This is a genomic window from Hwanghaeella sp. (assembly GCF_965227365.1).
Taxonomy (GTDB): domain Bacteria; phylum Pseudomonadota; class Alphaproteobacteria; order UBA8366; family Aestuariispiraceae; genus Hwanghaeella.
On record NZ_OZ245754.1, the window covers coordinates 1,386,977 to 1,400,012 of the forward strand.

14 protein-coding genes are annotated in these 13,036 nt (G+C 61.2%); 8 read left to right on the forward strand and 6 right to left on the reverse strand.

Annotated elements, in window-relative coordinates:
* The first annotated feature begins 15 nt into the window (after window positions 1–15).
* Complete coding sequence (locus ACQK2G_RS06045) at window positions 16–390, forward strand: hypothetical protein (protein WP_425404123.1); 375 nt, start codon at window positions 16–18, stop codon at window positions 388–390.
* 16 nt (window positions 391–406) lie between these two features.
* Here ACQK2G_RS06045 and ACQK2G_RS06050 read toward each other — a convergent pair whose 3' ends face one another.
* The gene (locus ACQK2G_RS06050; protein ID WP_425404124.1) at window positions 407–1,123 is read right to left on the reverse strand and encodes a winged helix-turn-helix transcriptional regulator; all 717 of its coding nucleotides are present in this window, start codon (window positions 1,121–1,123) and stop codon (window positions 407–409) included.
* A 90-nt stretch (window positions 1,124–1,213) separates the two neighbouring features.
* Between ACQK2G_RS06050 and ACQK2G_RS06055 the strand changes: the two genes are divergently transcribed.
* Window positions 1,214–1,786 carry a hypothetical protein gene (locus ACQK2G_RS06055; protein ID WP_425404125.1) on the forward strand — a complete coding sequence of 191 codons (573 nt, stop codon included), beginning with the start codon at window positions 1,214–1,216 and terminating at the stop codon, window positions 1,784–1,786.
* A 17-nt stretch (window positions 1,787–1,803) separates the two neighbouring features.
* On the opposite strand, the gene ACQK2G_RS06060 is transcribed toward ACQK2G_RS06055, so the two are convergent.
* The gene (locus ACQK2G_RS06060; protein WP_425404126.1) at window positions 1,804–2,991 is read right to left on the reverse strand and encodes an NAD(P)/FAD-dependent oxidoreductase; all 1,188 of its coding nucleotides are present in this window, start codon (window positions 2,989–2,991) and stop codon (window positions 1,804–1,806) included.
* Between the two features lie 191 nt (window positions 2,992–3,182).
* On the opposite strand from ACQK2G_RS06060, the gene ACQK2G_RS06065 reads away from it, so the two are divergent.
* Window positions 3,183–3,608: a tellurite resistance TerB family protein gene (locus ACQK2G_RS06065; protein ID WP_425404127.1), complete on the forward strand. Its 426-nt coding sequence runs from the start codon at window positions 3,183–3,185 to the stop codon at window positions 3,606–3,608.
* Between the two features lies 1 nt (window position 3,609).
* Here ACQK2G_RS06065 and ACQK2G_RS06070 read toward each other — a convergent pair whose 3' ends face one another.
* From ACQK2G_RS06070 to ACQK2G_RS06080, 3 genes are all read right to left on the reverse strand, one after another.
* The gene (locus tag ACQK2G_RS06070; protein WP_425404128.1) at window positions 3,610–4,707 is read right to left on the reverse strand and encodes a putative sugar O-methyltransferase; all 1,098 of its coding nucleotides are present in this window, start codon (window positions 4,705–4,707) and stop codon (window positions 3,610–3,612) included.
* Window positions 4,704–6,110, reverse strand: a complete 1,407-nt coding sequence (locus ACQK2G_RS06075) for an aspartate aminotransferase family protein (protein WP_425404129.1) — start codon at window positions 6,108–6,110, stop codon at window positions 4,704–4,706. The genes ACQK2G_RS06070 and ACQK2G_RS06075 overlap by 4 nt, the downstream gene beginning before the upstream one ends.
* A gap of 163 nt (window positions 6,111–6,273) precedes the next feature.
* Window positions 6,274–7,620 carry a glutamine synthetase family protein gene (locus ACQK2G_RS06080; protein ID WP_425407619.1) on the reverse strand — a complete coding sequence of 449 codons (1,347 nt, stop codon included), beginning with the start codon at window positions 7,618–7,620 and terminating at the stop codon, window positions 6,274–6,276.
* A gap of 153 nt (window positions 7,621–7,773) precedes the next feature.
* Between ACQK2G_RS06080 and ACQK2G_RS06085 the strand changes: the two genes are divergently transcribed.
* The 3 genes from ACQK2G_RS06085 (at window position 7,774) to ACQK2G_RS06095 (ending at window position 10,531) form a co-directional block, all read left to right on the forward strand.
* On the forward strand, window positions 7,774–9,162 hold the full coding sequence (locus tag ACQK2G_RS06085; protein ID WP_425404130.1) for a glutamine synthetase family protein: 1,389 nt from the start codon (window positions 7,774–7,776) through the stop codon (window positions 9,160–9,162).
* A gap of 106 nt (window positions 9,163–9,268) precedes the next feature.
* Window positions 9,269–9,736 (forward strand): hypothetical protein, encoded by a 468-nt coding sequence (locus tag ACQK2G_RS06090; RefSeq protein WP_425404131.1) that lies wholly within the window; start codon window positions 9,269–9,271, stop codon window positions 9,734–9,736.
* Between the two features lie 123 nt (window positions 9,737–9,859).
* Window positions 9,860–10,531: a hypothetical protein gene (locus ACQK2G_RS06095; protein WP_425404132.1), complete on the forward strand. Its 672-nt coding sequence runs from the start codon at window positions 9,860–9,862 to the stop codon at window positions 10,529–10,531.
* Here the strand turns inward: ACQK2G_RS06095 and ACQK2G_RS06100 are convergent.
* Window positions 10,510–10,842, reverse strand: coding sequence for a M24 family metallopeptidase (locus ACQK2G_RS06100; protein WP_425404133.1), 333 nt, complete (start codon window positions 10,840–10,842; stop codon window positions 10,510–10,512). The two genes, ACQK2G_RS06095 and ACQK2G_RS06100, sit on opposite strands and share 22 nt — an antisense overlap.
* Window positions 10,843–11,130: 288 nt before the next feature.
* Here ACQK2G_RS06100 and ACQK2G_RS06105 point away from each other — a divergent pair, with 288 nt between their 5' ends.
* Together ACQK2G_RS06105 and ACQK2G_RS06110 are read left to right on the forward strand one after the other, a co-directional pair.
* A complete protein-coding gene (locus ACQK2G_RS06105) occupies window positions 11,131–11,520 on the forward strand; it encodes a hypothetical protein (protein ID WP_425404134.1) in 390 nt (129 codons plus the stop codon).
* A 150-nt stretch (window positions 11,521–11,670) separates the two neighbouring features.
* Window positions 11,671–12,948 carry an NAD(P)/FAD-dependent oxidoreductase gene (locus ACQK2G_RS06110; RefSeq protein WP_425404135.1) on the forward strand — a complete coding sequence of 426 codons (1,278 nt, stop codon included), beginning with the start codon at window positions 11,671–11,673 and terminating at the stop codon, window positions 12,946–12,948.
* Window positions 12,949–13,036: the final 88 nt, after the last annotated feature.

A 13,036-nucleotide genomic window follows, 5' to 3' on the forward strand; every position in this document is an offset into this window, starting at 1 on the left:
AGGGACGCCCCATCGATGCCGATTTCCGACCGCACCGGTTTCATCGCGCTACTCGAACAGCTTCGCCAGGATGACGACGCGGCGGTGGTTGCCGCCGCGCGCGACATCACCCAGCACATGGAGGCAGAGGGCCTGACCTGGGAAGCCCTGATCGTGGACCCGGCGGCGGATCATGACGATTACGACGACGAGGGCGGCGGCGCGGTCTTTGTGCCCGCCTCCGACACTGCCAGCGATGCCGAGTTGATCGACAGCCTGCTCGCCGCAGAGGGCCTCTCCGACGACACCCGCGACGAGTTGATGGACTACAAGCAGGACATCGCCGAAGGCGAGTTCACCGAAGCCGACAGCCAATACCTGCGGGCACTGGCGAAGCGGTTGGCGGGCTGATCAGTCTAGCGGATCGCTAGGACGCTTCGTTGTCTTTCCGGCCCGTGTTGTATTGCGCCATGGGGCTCAACAGGAGCCAAGTCGGGAATGCGCGCTCGTGCGCGGGTAGGCCTTCAAGTTTCACTTTTTCAGAGGCGATGGCGTCGCGCATCGAGCATCTGCCGAGCCATACCTGCCAGAAGGTCGACAGATCGGCCGACACATGTAGGCCGGTTTCGAATCCCGGGTCGGTCAGGCAGACGGATGCCTCACCCGCAGTGATCACGAACCAGAAGCGGCCCTTCCGCCCCATCCTGAAATCGAAGGCAATCACTGTCCGTTCATCGGGCAGCGCTTCGGGGTTCAACCGGTGCTGCATCCGCCAGAGCAACAGGCCTGGGTCTAGATATTCATCCTGCGGACTATCGAACGCCCAGTTCACTCCCCATTTCCCGATTGCGTGTACGACGTCCCTCAACGCTGCCCCTGCCTCTGTCAATTCGTAACGATAGGCATTAGGGCCAGATGCGAGGCGCGAGACGATACCGTGCGCCTCAAGCCGTTTCAGCCGGTTGCTGAGGGTTGATCGCGGAATACCCGGAAGGCCCCTCGCGATGTCGTTGAACTGGGTCATGCCCCCGACAAGTTCGCGGACGATCAGGATCGTCCAACGGTCGGCTAGGATCTCGGTCGCCTTCGCGACGGGGCAATACTGGCGATAGACCTTCATGTCGGAATTGTCGCAGCCTGGCATGCGCGATCAAGTCCAAAAGTTGGACTATCCAGCCGACTGCCATGCGCGCACACTATCCGAACTTCAAACCCGAGATCGGGAGTAGCGCTGATGTTCGACAAGGAACTCTTCATTGAGGATTGCAGGTCTGCGATCAGGGACGGGCAAAAGGGTATTCGGGAGGTGGTCGCCCGCGCGGTCTCCGACCCGTCTTCTGTGGTACGTGTCATGGGTTCGGAAGCAAAGGCAGGCATCGTGCCCCTGTATCGGTCCGAGAGCCTGACGATTATGCACTTCACCTGGGCGCCTTACATGACCCTGCCGCCGCATAACCACAACATGTTCTCCGTCGTCGGTCTGTATTCGGGACGGGAGGACAACCTGTTTTGGCGCCGAACGGAGGGTGCGATTGAGGTCGCGGGCGGTCAGTCACTCGGGGCGGGTCAGGTTGCCACGCTGGGACGAGACATCATCCATTCCGTAGTAAATCCCCTGGACAAGAAAACGGCCGCGTTTCACGTCTATGGCGGCGACTTCCTTGCCCCGGACGACCATCGCAGCCAGTGGAACCATGAGACGCTGGAAGAAGGGAATTGGGATCTCGCCGCCGTCAAGAACAGGTTCGGTGAGTTCGATCATCGATATGACCTGTGGCGGGACGCGGAATTGGCCGCGGTTGTCTAATCGGTTTTGCGCGTGATCTAAACCACGGCCTCCTCCAAGAATTTTTCGCCCGCCGCGATGCGGTCGAAGCGGAAGGCGGTGAGGTCGAGGGTTTCGAACTTTCCGACCGTGATCAATTCGGACAATGCCCGGCCCACGGCGGGGCTTTGCTGCAACCCGTGACCGCTGAAGCCGTTGGCGAAATAGAGGTTCGTGATCTCCGGATGCGGGCCGATCACCGCGTTGTGGTCGAACAGGTTCATGTCATACATGCCGGCCCAGGAATTCACGACCTTCAAGGCCTCGAATTTCGGGCATCGTTCGGCCATGACGGGCCAGATTTCCTCCTCGAACCATTCGTGGTCGACGTCGAAATCGTCATCCGCGACCTCCGGGTCGTCGGGCTCCTTCGGTGACGTTCCGCAAATGAAGTATTGTCCTTCAGGCCGCCAATACACGCCGCTCGGATCGATCAGAAGCGGGTGGTTCGGAATCTGCTCGCGGATATCGACGACGAAAACACTACGCTTGCGGGGGCGCACCGGCAGGTCCGCGCCGGCCATGGCGGCGACCTTGCCGCTGCGATAGCCGGCCGCATTCACGATCACGCCTGCGGCCAGGGTTTCGCCGCTTTTCAGGTGGGCGGCCGTCACCTTGCCGCCGTCGCGGTCCAGCCCGACGACCTCGTCATCGAAATAGGTGACGCCGAGCATCCGCGCCTTGCGCCGGAATGCCTGGAGCAGGGCGAAGGGGTCGATCCAGCCCTCATTCGCGGTGCCGTAGGAACCCAGCGAGATGCCGTCCAGGTTCAGATAGGGGAATTTCTCCGACATCGCCGCTGGGTCCAACAGCGTGACCGGCGCGCCCTCCCGCTTCTGGATCTCGTGGATACGGTGCATGGCCGTTTCCATTTCCGGCGTGCCCAGGAACAAATAGCCCTGTTTCTTGAAGCCGACATCGGGTCTGTCGCCATCGACTTCCAGGAAATCCCCGACCCCGGCCAGGAAGTCGGCGGTGAATTGGGAGATCTTGATGTTCTCCGGCGTGGTGAATTGCTGCCTGACACCCCCCAGGGATCGCGGGGCCGAGGCGAATTCGTAGGTCTGGTCCCGTTCGACGACGGCGATGCGGCCGCTGAAATCTGCACGCGCGGACAGAAAGTACGCGATGGCGCTGCCGATCACGCCGCCGCCCACGATAACCACATCGAACGTCTGATTTGTCATGAATACAGTCCATCCTTACGAAGACAGAGTGCAGGCCGGAAACCGGCCGCAGATGCCCACTCTAGGCGCGGTTCGGGGGGCAATACCAGTCCTGTGACGGCGGATAGAAACCCTTTCCGCCTGATGTTTGCGCCGCGGTACTTGATGTGGAACCCGGATTGATTTCTAGTGTGGCCAGGGAGTGGGTTCATATGTTCGAAAAACTGCGGGACTCCATACAGGAAGCCGTTGAGCGCCATAAGCATCGCCCTTTTCTGGAGGCGGCGATGGCGGCGTGCACCTATGTGGCCATGGCCGACGGCAGTATCAGTATCGGCGAGCGCGGCCGTGTGGACGATATCCTGGAGCATCTGGACCAGTTGCGCATCTTCGACCCCCATGAAGGGGTGGACCTGATGAATGAATTCGCCGACGGCCTGCGCGAGGACCCTAAAAAGGGCAAGAAGGCGATCATGAAGGCCGTCGCGCAGATGGCCGACGATCCGGATGCGGCTTTTCTTGTCGCCAGGATGTGTATTGCGATCAGCAATGCGGATGCGGATTTCAGCCCGGTGGAGCGGGAGGCGGTGCTGGAAATCATCGATGTCCTGAAGGCCTCGGACAAGGTGACGATCTGACCTAGTTCGGTTTCGGCGCCCAGAGTTTCGGAACGCCCCGCAGGATAGGGCCGAGGTCGGCCGGCGACACGTCCTTCAAGTGACGAGACAGGATATCGGGCACGTTCAAGCCGCCCCGTCGTCGGTCGTCGAAGTTCTGTTCGAACAACAACCCGTCCGGCGGCAGCAGGTCTGCCAAACCCCGCCCATAACCGTCGACCTGCGCTTCGGTCATTTCCGCGAAGGAAAGCGTGTTCAGGCCCAGATCCGCCCGCGGCAGAAATTGGACAAGGTCGTCCCATGCGTAATGCGGGACGAACAGGAAGTCGTATTCTTCGTCCGGCGCGGTTTCGGTCCGTCCGTCGAAAAAGGCAATACGTGCATCCGGCATCATGGCGGAGAGATAAGCCGCCGAGAACGCCATGCTGGACGGCAAATCGACGATCACATACTGCAGTCCCGGCAGGGCGCGTTTCAGGATATAGGCGAGACCGCCGAAGCCGCCGCCGATCTCCACGACGATCTGGCGGGGCGTCTGCTGCATGACCCGTTGGATCGCGCCGAATTCGGCCATCACCGCGACCCGTTCGGAAAACGCGATAGTGTCCAGATTGACCACCCCATGTGGGCCCAGCCAACCGACTTCCCCCATTTGCCGGGGCAGGGTGATCGGCAAAATGCTGGAGAACTGCTCGGCCGCGTCAAGTGCATGGGTCATTTCCAGATCCAGGCCGCGGGCTTCGAACTGGGCGAGGGCGGCGTCCGGGTCCGTATAGTCGGTCTGGCCGCCGATGACCTCCGGCCGTGTCGACATATGCAGCAGGGAAATGCCGGAGAACGGCCAGGACAGGAAGCGCAGGCGTTCGAGGGCGTCCTTCTCCCCGGCGACGAGACCGGCGGCGTAGTCGGTGACCTTGGTCCAGAGCGGCGAGACCGTGACGAAATCATCGCCTTCCAGTTCCTTCTGAAGGTCCATGAAGGATCGCACCGTGGCCAGGGCCGATCGGGCCCGGGCCAGTTGCGTGTCGCTGAGCGGGGTCTGGTCCCGGAAATAGCAGAACCGAGCCCGATTTGGGGCCCGGTCCCGTGTCGTCGGTGTCCGGTCGTCCGTTGGGGTCATAGCCCCAGTTTTTCGACATCCGCCATCGTGTCGTCGAGCGCACCCCTGAGGGCGGCGACCAGATCGTCGATCTGGCCCTTTTCGATGATCAGCGGCGGGGAGACGACCATGGTGTCGCCGCAGGCGCGCGAAATGGCGTTCCGTTCCATGATATGATCGCGGCACATCGTGCCGACCTTGCCGAGATCAGCGAACCGCTCACGCGTTTCCTTGTTCTTGCAAATTTCGACGGCGCCGAGCAGTCCCAGCGTCCGGGTTTCGCCGACCAGCGGATGGTCGCGCAGGGTGGCCAGGGCTTCGGCAAGATAGGGGCCGGTTTCGTTGTGCACCTTTTCCACCAGATGCTCGCGCTCCATGATTTCGATGTTGCGCAAGGCCACGGCGCAGGCCGCCGGGTGCCCGGAATAGGTATAACCGTGATAGAACTCGCCGCCCTTCTCGAACAGCGTTTCTGAGACCTTGTCCGAAACCGCCACCGCGGAAATCGGCAGATAGCCGGAGGACATGCCCTTCGCCATCGGAATGAGGTCCGGCTTGATGCCCAGCGTCTGATGCCCGAACCAGGAACCGGTCCGGCCGAACCCGCAGATCACTTCGTCGGCGATCAGAAGCAGATCGTATTTCTGGCAGATCTTCTGAACTTCCGGCCAATAGGTGCTGGGCGGAATCACCACACCGCCGGCGCCCTGGACGGGTTCGCCGATGAAGGCGGCGACGTTTTCCGGCCCCAGTTCCAGGATCCGCTGCTCGATCGCATGGGCGGCGCGCTTGCCGAAATCCTCCGGCGTCTCGCCCTGTTCCGCTTCCTGGAACCAATGCGGCTGCATGACATGGGTGATGCCGGGGATCGGCAGGTCCGCCTGCTTGTGCATCGGCTTCATGCCGCCCAGGCTGGCGCCCGCCACCGTCGAGCCGTGATAGGCGTTCCAGCGGCTGATGATGGTCTTCTTGTTCGGCTGGCCCTTCAGGTTCCAGTAGTGGCGGACCATGCGCAGGACCGTGTCATTCGCCTCGGAACCGGAATTCGAATAGAAGATGTGGTGGAAATTGTCGCCCAGCAGCGACGCGACCTTTGCCGACAATTCGATGGCCGGCGGCGTCGCGGTCTTGAAGAAGGTGTTGTAGTAGGGCAGTTCCAGCATCTGGCGATAGGCGGTTTCCGCCAGTTCCTGACGGCCGTAGCCGACATTCACGCACCACAGGCCGGCCATGCCGTCCAGCAGCTTGTGCCCGTCCCCGTCATAGAGGTAGCAGCCTTCGGCCCGTGTGATGACGCGGGCACCGCCTTCCTTGTGCAGCGCCTTGGTGTCGGTGAACGGATGCCAGTGATGCGCCATGTCCAGGCGCTTCAGTTCTTCGATGTCGTAATTGCGGACGGATTGGGTTTCGAGCGTTTCGGTCATGACGCAGGTCCTTTTCGTTTGAAGAGAGTGCAGGCGAAAGGAACCCGCCGGATCAGGGATTATACCCGATCCGCGCGCACAGGATCATCAACTCCGTCTTTGGGGTCTGTCCGAACATCGCTTCAGTATAGCAGGACGATTTCAAATTGGCAGCCCTGCGCGGTTACACGTTCAACAACAGGTTCTCTCGCTCCCAGCTTGAGATGACGCGCTGATAGAGGTCGGATTCATAGGTCTTTACCTCCGCCAGCAGCTTCACGAACTGTTCGCCCAAGACCAGTTTGAGGGGCTTCGCGTAGTTCAGCTTGGACAGGGAATCCTCAAGGTGCCGCGGCAGGTTGAAGGCAAGGCGATAGGCGTCCCCTTCGATCGGTCTGGTCGGTTCCAGCTTGTCCTTCAGGCCCAGCAACCCGCAGGCCAGCGTGCCGGCGATCGCTAGATACGGGTTCGCGTCCGCCCCGGCCACGCGGTTCTCCACACGGTAGGCGGCCGGTTTCGAATCGGGAACCCGCAAGCCGACCGTGCGGTTGTCGATCCCCCAATGCGTGTTGATCGGCGCATCGGAATAGGGCGTGATCCGGCGGTAGGAGTTCACGTTCGGCGCGAAGAGCGGCATGGCTGCGTTCACATAGCGCTGCAATCCCCCGATATAGTGATGCAGCTTCTTCGAATGCTTGCCCTTTTCGGTCGCGAAGATGTTCTTGCCCGTGCGCGCGTCCAATACCGATTGGTGGATATGCATGGATGAACCGGGCTGGAACTGATGCGGGCGCGCCATAAAGGTCGCGTACATGTCGTGTTTCAGCGCGGCCTGGCGCACGGTGCGCTTGAACAGGAAGACCTGATCGGCGAGGTCCATCGGATCGCCGTGGTTGAAGTTGATCTCCATCTGCGCGGCGCCGGCCTCATGGGCCATGGTTTCGACGTCGATACCGCTGCCTTCGCAATAGTCGTAGATGTCCTCGATGACGGGATCGAATTCGTTCGCCGCCTCGATGCCGTAGGCTTGGCGCCCCGTTTCCTGGCGTCCCGACAGGCCGGCGGCCGGTTCAAGCGGATAGTCCGGGTCCAGGTTCTTCTTGATCAGGTAGAATTCCAGTTCCGGCGCGACAACCGGTTTCAGATTGCGCTTTTCGTACTGCGCCAGAACGTTGCGCAGTACGGCTCGGGGCGCGAAGGGCACCGGTTTGCCGTCCAGGAAATTGACGTCGCAGATGATCTGGGCGACCGGGTCCGGATACCAGGGCACCATGCGAATACTGCTCGGATCCGGCTGCATGAAGATGTCGCGGTTGGATTCCCAAATGACGTCCGATACGCCGGCGACGAAATCACCGGTCACCGTCTGTAGAAAGATCGCTTCCGGGACGCGCAGTCCGCGGTCCGACAAGCCGGCGATGAAGCGCTGGGTCGGTACGATCTTGCCCCGGGCGATGCCGGATATGTCGGCGACGAGGCATTCCACCTCGTCGATGCGGTTTTCCCTCAACCAATCGGACATTTCGCTTATGGAGGGTTGGGTCACGTGGAAATCCAGTCGTGTTGTTGTCGATGGCGGCGAGAATATCCTTCGGGGCTTGACGCGGCAAATCCCACGGGCACCATTTCGCCAAACAGAGTGTCGGCCGGTTTTGGGGCTGGGCGCTGCAAGAGTGGATTGGTCATGACCCAGCTTCTAACAGAAGAATCCGTAAGTACTTTCCTCGCCGAACATCCCGATGTCGAGACCGTCGACGTGCTGCTGCCCGATACGAACGGCATATTCCGCGGCAAACGCCTGCAGATGTCGGCACTGGGCAAACTGACCACCGAGGGCATGCGGATGCCGGGGTCAACCTATCTGCTGGATGTGGAAGGCCAGAATTGCCTAACCATTCCTTATGGTTCGCGGGACGGTGATCCGGACTTCGCGGTCTTCGGCGTCGATGGGACCCTGTCCCTTATTCCCTGGGCGGAACGTCCCTCGGCACAGATCATGGGAACCATGCTGGACGACGACGGCGCGCCGTTCTTCGGCGATCCCCGGCAGGTGCTGCTGCATGCCTTGCAGCCGCTGACCGATATGGGGCTGACGCCGGTCATCGCGATCGAATTGGAGTTCTATCTGCTGGACCCGAAAATGGGCCGTGACGGTATGCCGCGCCCGGCCCTGGCGCCCGATCTGCGGCAAAGGCCGAAGACGGTGCAGGTCTACAGCATGGACGATCTGGGCGATTTCGACACGGTGCTCACCGAGATCGAGCGCAGTTGCGAGATCCAGGGCGTGATGGCTGATGTCACCACGTCGGAATTCGCCCCCGGCCAGTTCGAAATCAACCTGAACCATGTCGCGGATGCGGCCGCGGCCTGCGATCAGGCCGTTCTGTTCAAGCGGGTTGTCAAATGCGTTGCCCGCAAGCACCGGATGATCGCCAGTTTCATGGCCAAGCCCTTTCCGGATCAGGCCGGTAACGGCATGCACGTCCATGTCAGCCTGATCGACAAGGATGGCCGGAACGTGTTCTCCAGCGACAGTGTCGATCCCGAAACCGGATTGGAAATGGATGTGAAACTGAAGCACGCCATAGCAGGCCTGCGGCAGACCATGGCGGACGCGATGGCGATCTATGCGCCGAACGCCAATTCCTATCGCCGGTTCCGAACGGACAGTTATGCGCCGGTCAACCGCGCCTGGGGCGTCAACAACCGGTCCGTCGCCCTGCGCATTCCGCATAGCGACGCGGCGGCGGTTCGCGTCGAGCATCGGGCGGCCGGGGCGGATGCCAATCCCTATCTGGTAACGGCGGCCATCCTGGCCGGCATCCATCATGGGATTTCGGAAAAGTTGGATCCCGGGCCGATGGAAAAGGGTAATGCCTATGACCGGCCGCTAGGCGGATTGCCGACACGATGGGAACCGGCGCTGGCGACCTTCCAGCATAGCGATGTGATGCGCCGCTATCTCGGCGAAACCTATCACGAGACCTATCTGGGCATCCGGCGATGGGAGGCGGACCAGTATCACGACGTCATTCCGCCGCGGGACTATGAGCTTTACATGCGCAGCGTCTAGCCAGTCCGGCCACAATGGCGGCCGTTGATTGATAACGCGCCCAAGCGATACCATCTGAGTTGGAGGCGAGGGGTGACCGGAAAACCAAGATCGGCGGGTGCGAACCATGCTTAAATCGATCAGACCGCTCATCCTCATGGCGTTATTGGGGGGCGCCGCGGCACCGTTGCCGGCGCTTGCACAGGGTGTTTCCCAGTTCCCGCTTGAGGGTTTGTGGATCGGCCGTTTCTTCGGCACCGACCAGGATACCAGCATGGCGGCGCCGTCCTCCTTCTGCGGCGCGCATGCCTCCCATTTCCAGGAAATCTACTTCCAGTTCGGGCGGGTGAACGCCGTGCTGACCGACCGGTTCGGCTTCCAATTGGAACTGGCAGGCGCCTTTATCGGCCGCAATTTCATCGGCGAGGTCCGTTTGACCGACGGCAAGGGGCTTGAGCTGCTCGGCCCGGCCAAGGGCATTCTCGGCGGCACCGGCGAGGCGCGTATATCCTTCCAGGCCAAAGATTTGGGTGGAAACTCGGACCGTGTCTGCAACGCCGTATTTCGGATGAAGAAAGGCACCGGCGGCGATTGACGCGGTTGAGGCGGGAACCCTAAAATCCTGTTTATGGTGTATGTCGATCTTTTCACCGGGGTTTGCCGGTTCCTCATTCGAGTACTTGTATTCCGCCAACCTTTGATGCGTGCAGGGGCCGTTATGCTTGTCGCGGCCTTGCTGTCGGCGTGCCAGACGACGGGCGGGCCGCCGCGGGACGAATGGGTCAAATTGCCGAAGGATCTGCTTCGGATGGAGGTCGACAGCGACTTCTATGGCGGCCGCATCGAAGCGCTGGGCAGTGAGGCGGAAGCCGCCTGGTTGACCGGCGGCAGGTCGCAACGTTATCTCGAACGCCTGACCTTCAGTGGGCCCCGCTATGTCCTCAGCCTGCATCTCAGAATGCTGCCCAAAGGCTGGCATTGGACGGTCCCGGAATCCGTCGTCGGATTGCAGGATGACCTGCGCGACCTGTACGGCTGGACATTGGGCGAGGGCATAGAACTCGGCGCGATTTCCGTCGTGCGCACCGGGTTTCCCCGGTCCTTCTATGCGCGTTTTTCTTCCAAGGGACGGCAATGCGCGGGGATGATGATCGCCAGCGGCGTCGGCGGATTGTCCAACAGTTTCCGCAACACGGTGATCGCTTATATCTGCGCCTCGGCCGGCAGTGCATCGTCACTCAGCGAGGAAACGATCGTCGCTATGATGCAGGCATTGCGGATCAAGGACGCCTATTACAACGGCGGCGGTTTCAGCGACGAGCAAATCCGATATTTCAAAGGAAAACAGGAAGGCGTCGTACTACGCCGTCACAGCCAGGCCAGTTCGTAAGGGTAGGTCGACAACGGCACCGCGCCCTTGTCGGTGATCAGGACCTGCTCTTCCAACTTAACACCCTCTCGGCCGCCCTCGACCCCGATGAAGCTTTCCACGCAAAGGGTCATCCCTTCCTGCAGGGTGCCGTCTATGCCGCGCGTTTCCCAGTCGACAGCATGTTTGATCGACGGATATTCGTCCGCCAAACCGACGCCGTGGATCAGGCTGGGATAGAGATAGGACAGGTGGTTGACCGCGCCGCACCGTATCGAGGTCGACCGGCGGCCGGGAGAATTCCATGGCCCCGTGTTGGCGTCCCATTCCATGTGCCGGCTTTTCGGCGCCCGTGATGACAGGGCCTTCCGATGTTTGCATGGTTTTCCCCCGGACGTGCATTTGTTTTCGTCTCGGGCAAAGCTTGACGCAGTTTTGGGAAATGCCAGTTGGCGAAGGCGACCCGGAATGTCGCACTTCTGCCATATAGTGAGGGATCTTCGATAAAAATTAGAGAATACTGAACTTTTAGATAGCCATGGGATCGTTTTTTACTAAACTAACCGCTTACCACAGTCAGCCCGGCGTCAAGATCGGGAGGATCAAATAAGGGGGACACTATGTTTGCCCTTGTGGGAGTTGCCTTTTTCATTGCTGCCTTGGTGCCGACCTATGTGTTGAGCCGCGTCCTGCTGGTCTTCTTCTGGCGGTCGGACAGCGGACCTTCGCTGATCGCCGGATGCCATGTCGGCGCGTATCTGTTCTGTGTGCTTGTCGGTGCGATCGGATTTGCTGCCGGCGACGCCGCTGCCGGCGCGCCGAAGATCATGCTGGCCGTCCTCAGTTTTGCCTTGCCGCAATTCGCCTGGTTGGTGATGGATCTCGTCCGGTTCGAGCAACGCTATGGCAGCCGCCGCCGGACCCGGGCGCCCGTGCGTGATGTCAGGCATGCCCCAAGCCCGTTGATGCTGCCGCCGCCGAATCATTTCAGCCGCAGCGGCACGCGCTGACCGGTTTTCTGAGTTCCCGCGCCGCTCCCTCGGTGACGGAGCGGGGCTGTTTTGCGACATTCCTACTCCTGTACAGGGCTTGTGGCCCCCCGGTTGGCGGCGCTAGAACGGGCGAGGTATGTTCCCTCTTCCAATCTGTGGATGATTTCCATGAACGCATCTGACGAACCCCTGTCCTATTACCGGGCCAGCGCCAACGCGCATACCGGCCACCCGGCGCTGCAGGGCGATATCGATGTCGATGTCTGTGTTGTCGGGGCCGGCTATACCGGGCTCTCCGCCGCGCTCGACCTGGCGCTTGCGGGGTATTCGGTCGCCGTGCTCGAAGCGAATGTGGTCGGTTACGGCGCCTCGGGCCGGAACGGCGGGCAGATCTGCTCCGGCTATTCCAACAGCATGGAAAGGATCGAGGAACGCATTGGCAAGGAAGATGCCGCCATGGCGTGGCAGATCGTCGACGAGGCGGTGGAGCTGGTCGGCCAACGCGTCGCGGATCACGGCATCGATTGCGATCTGAAATGGGGCTATATGCATTTGGCGGGCAAACAGCGCCAAGCCGACGATTTGGAGCATATGGCCGAGGAATATACCCGGTTCGGGCATGACGATATCCGTCTGCTGGACAAGGCGGCGGTTCGGGAAAAGATCGGTTCGGATGCCTATGTCGGCGGACTTTGGGAAAAGCGCGCGGGCCATGTCCATCCCTTGAATTATTGCCTTGGCCTGGCCGATGCCGCGGTGAAGGCGGGGGCGAAGATTTTCGAGAATTCGCCGGTTATCTCCGTCGATACCGGCGATGCGCCGAAGGCTCATACGGCGAACGGGACCGTCTCGGCGAAGTTCATGGTCCTCGGCGGCAATGCCTATCTGCGGGATACGGTTCCTTTCCTGTATCGCCGCCTGATGCCGGTTCAAAGCTATATCCTGGCGACGGAACCGTTGAGCGAGAACATGGCGAAATCGCTGCTGCCGGGGGACGAGGCGGTCGCGGACTGCAACTTCATCGTCAACTACTTCCGACTCAGCGGCGACCGCCGCATGCTGTTCGGCGGCAGGGCCAGTTATTCGACGCTGCAGCCTTCCGATCTGTTTTCCTTCATGAAACCGCGGATGACCGCCGTCTTCCCGCAACTGGGCGATGCGAAGTTGGATTACTGCTGGGGCGGCTATATCGGCATTACCGTCGACCGGATGCCGCATTTCGGCCGCCTGGGGCCGTCGACCTATTTCGCCCAGGGTTTCTCCGGCCACGGCCTGTCGCTCAGCGGCATGGCCGGGCGCCTGATGGCGGAGGCGATCAAGGGCCAGTCGGAACGGTTCGACGTGATGGCAAAGTTCAAACACCCAATCTTCCCGGGCGGCCGGTTCCGCACCCCCGCCCTGGTTTTGGCCATGGTCTATTACCGGCTGAAGGACATGCTTCCCTGATCCGAGGGGCGGGGGGCCGACCGAAGGACCCGCGCCGCAAGTTCCGGGTGTCGCGACGCACACATACGGCGTAAGCCGGCCCTCGGTT

Bases quoted from the DNA above. Each gene is read 5' to 3' on its own strand.
- ACQK2G_RS06055 (WP_425404125.1), top strand. From the start codon at position 1,214: ATGTTCGACAAGGAACTCTTCATTGAGGATTGCAGGTCTGCGATCAGG.
- ACQK2G_RS06100 (WP_425404133.1), bottom strand. From the start codon at position 10,842: ATGGAATGGGACGCCAACACGGGGCCATGGAATTCTCCCGGCCGCCGG.
- ACQK2G_RS06085 (WP_425404130.1), top strand. From the start codon at position 7,774: ATGACCCAGCTTCTAACAGAAGAATCCGTAAGTACTTTCCTCGCCGAA.
- ACQK2G_RS06110 (WP_425404135.1), top strand. From the start codon at position 11,671: ATGAACGCATCTGACGAACCCCTGTCCTATTACCGGGCCAGCGCCAAC.
- ACQK2G_RS06060 (WP_425404126.1), bottom strand. From the start codon at position 2,991: ATGACAAATCAGACGTTCGATGTGGTTATCGTGGGCGGCGGCGTGATC.
- ACQK2G_RS06065 (WP_425404127.1), top strand. From the start codon at position 3,183: ATGTTCGAAAAACTGCGGGACTCCATACAGGAAGCCGTTGAGCGCCAT.
- ACQK2G_RS06050 (WP_425404124.1), bottom strand. From the start codon at position 1,123: ATGCCAGGCTGCGACAATTCCGACATGAAGGTCTATCGCCAGTATTGC.
- ACQK2G_RS06045 (WP_425404123.1), top strand. From the start codon at position 16: ATGCCGATTTCCGACCGCACCGGTTTCATCGCGCTACTCGAACAGCTT.
- ACQK2G_RS06090 (WP_425404131.1), top strand. From the start codon at position 9,269: ATGCTTAAATCGATCAGACCGCTCATCCTCATGGCGTTATTGGGGGGC.
- ACQK2G_RS06105 (WP_425404134.1), top strand. From the start codon at position 11,131: ATGTTTGCCCTTGTGGGAGTTGCCTTTTTCATTGCTGCCTTGGTGCCG.
- ACQK2G_RS06070 (WP_425404128.1), bottom strand. From the start codon at position 4,707: ATGACCCCAACGGACGACCGGACACCGACGACACGGGACCGGGCCCCA.
- ACQK2G_RS06095 (WP_425404132.1), top strand. From the start codon at position 9,860: ATGCTTGTCGCGGCCTTGCTGTCGGCGTGCCAGACGACGGGCGGGCCG.
- ACQK2G_RS06075 (WP_425404129.1), bottom strand. From the start codon at position 6,110: ATGACCGAAACGCTCGAAACCCAATCCGTCCGCAATTACGACATCGAA.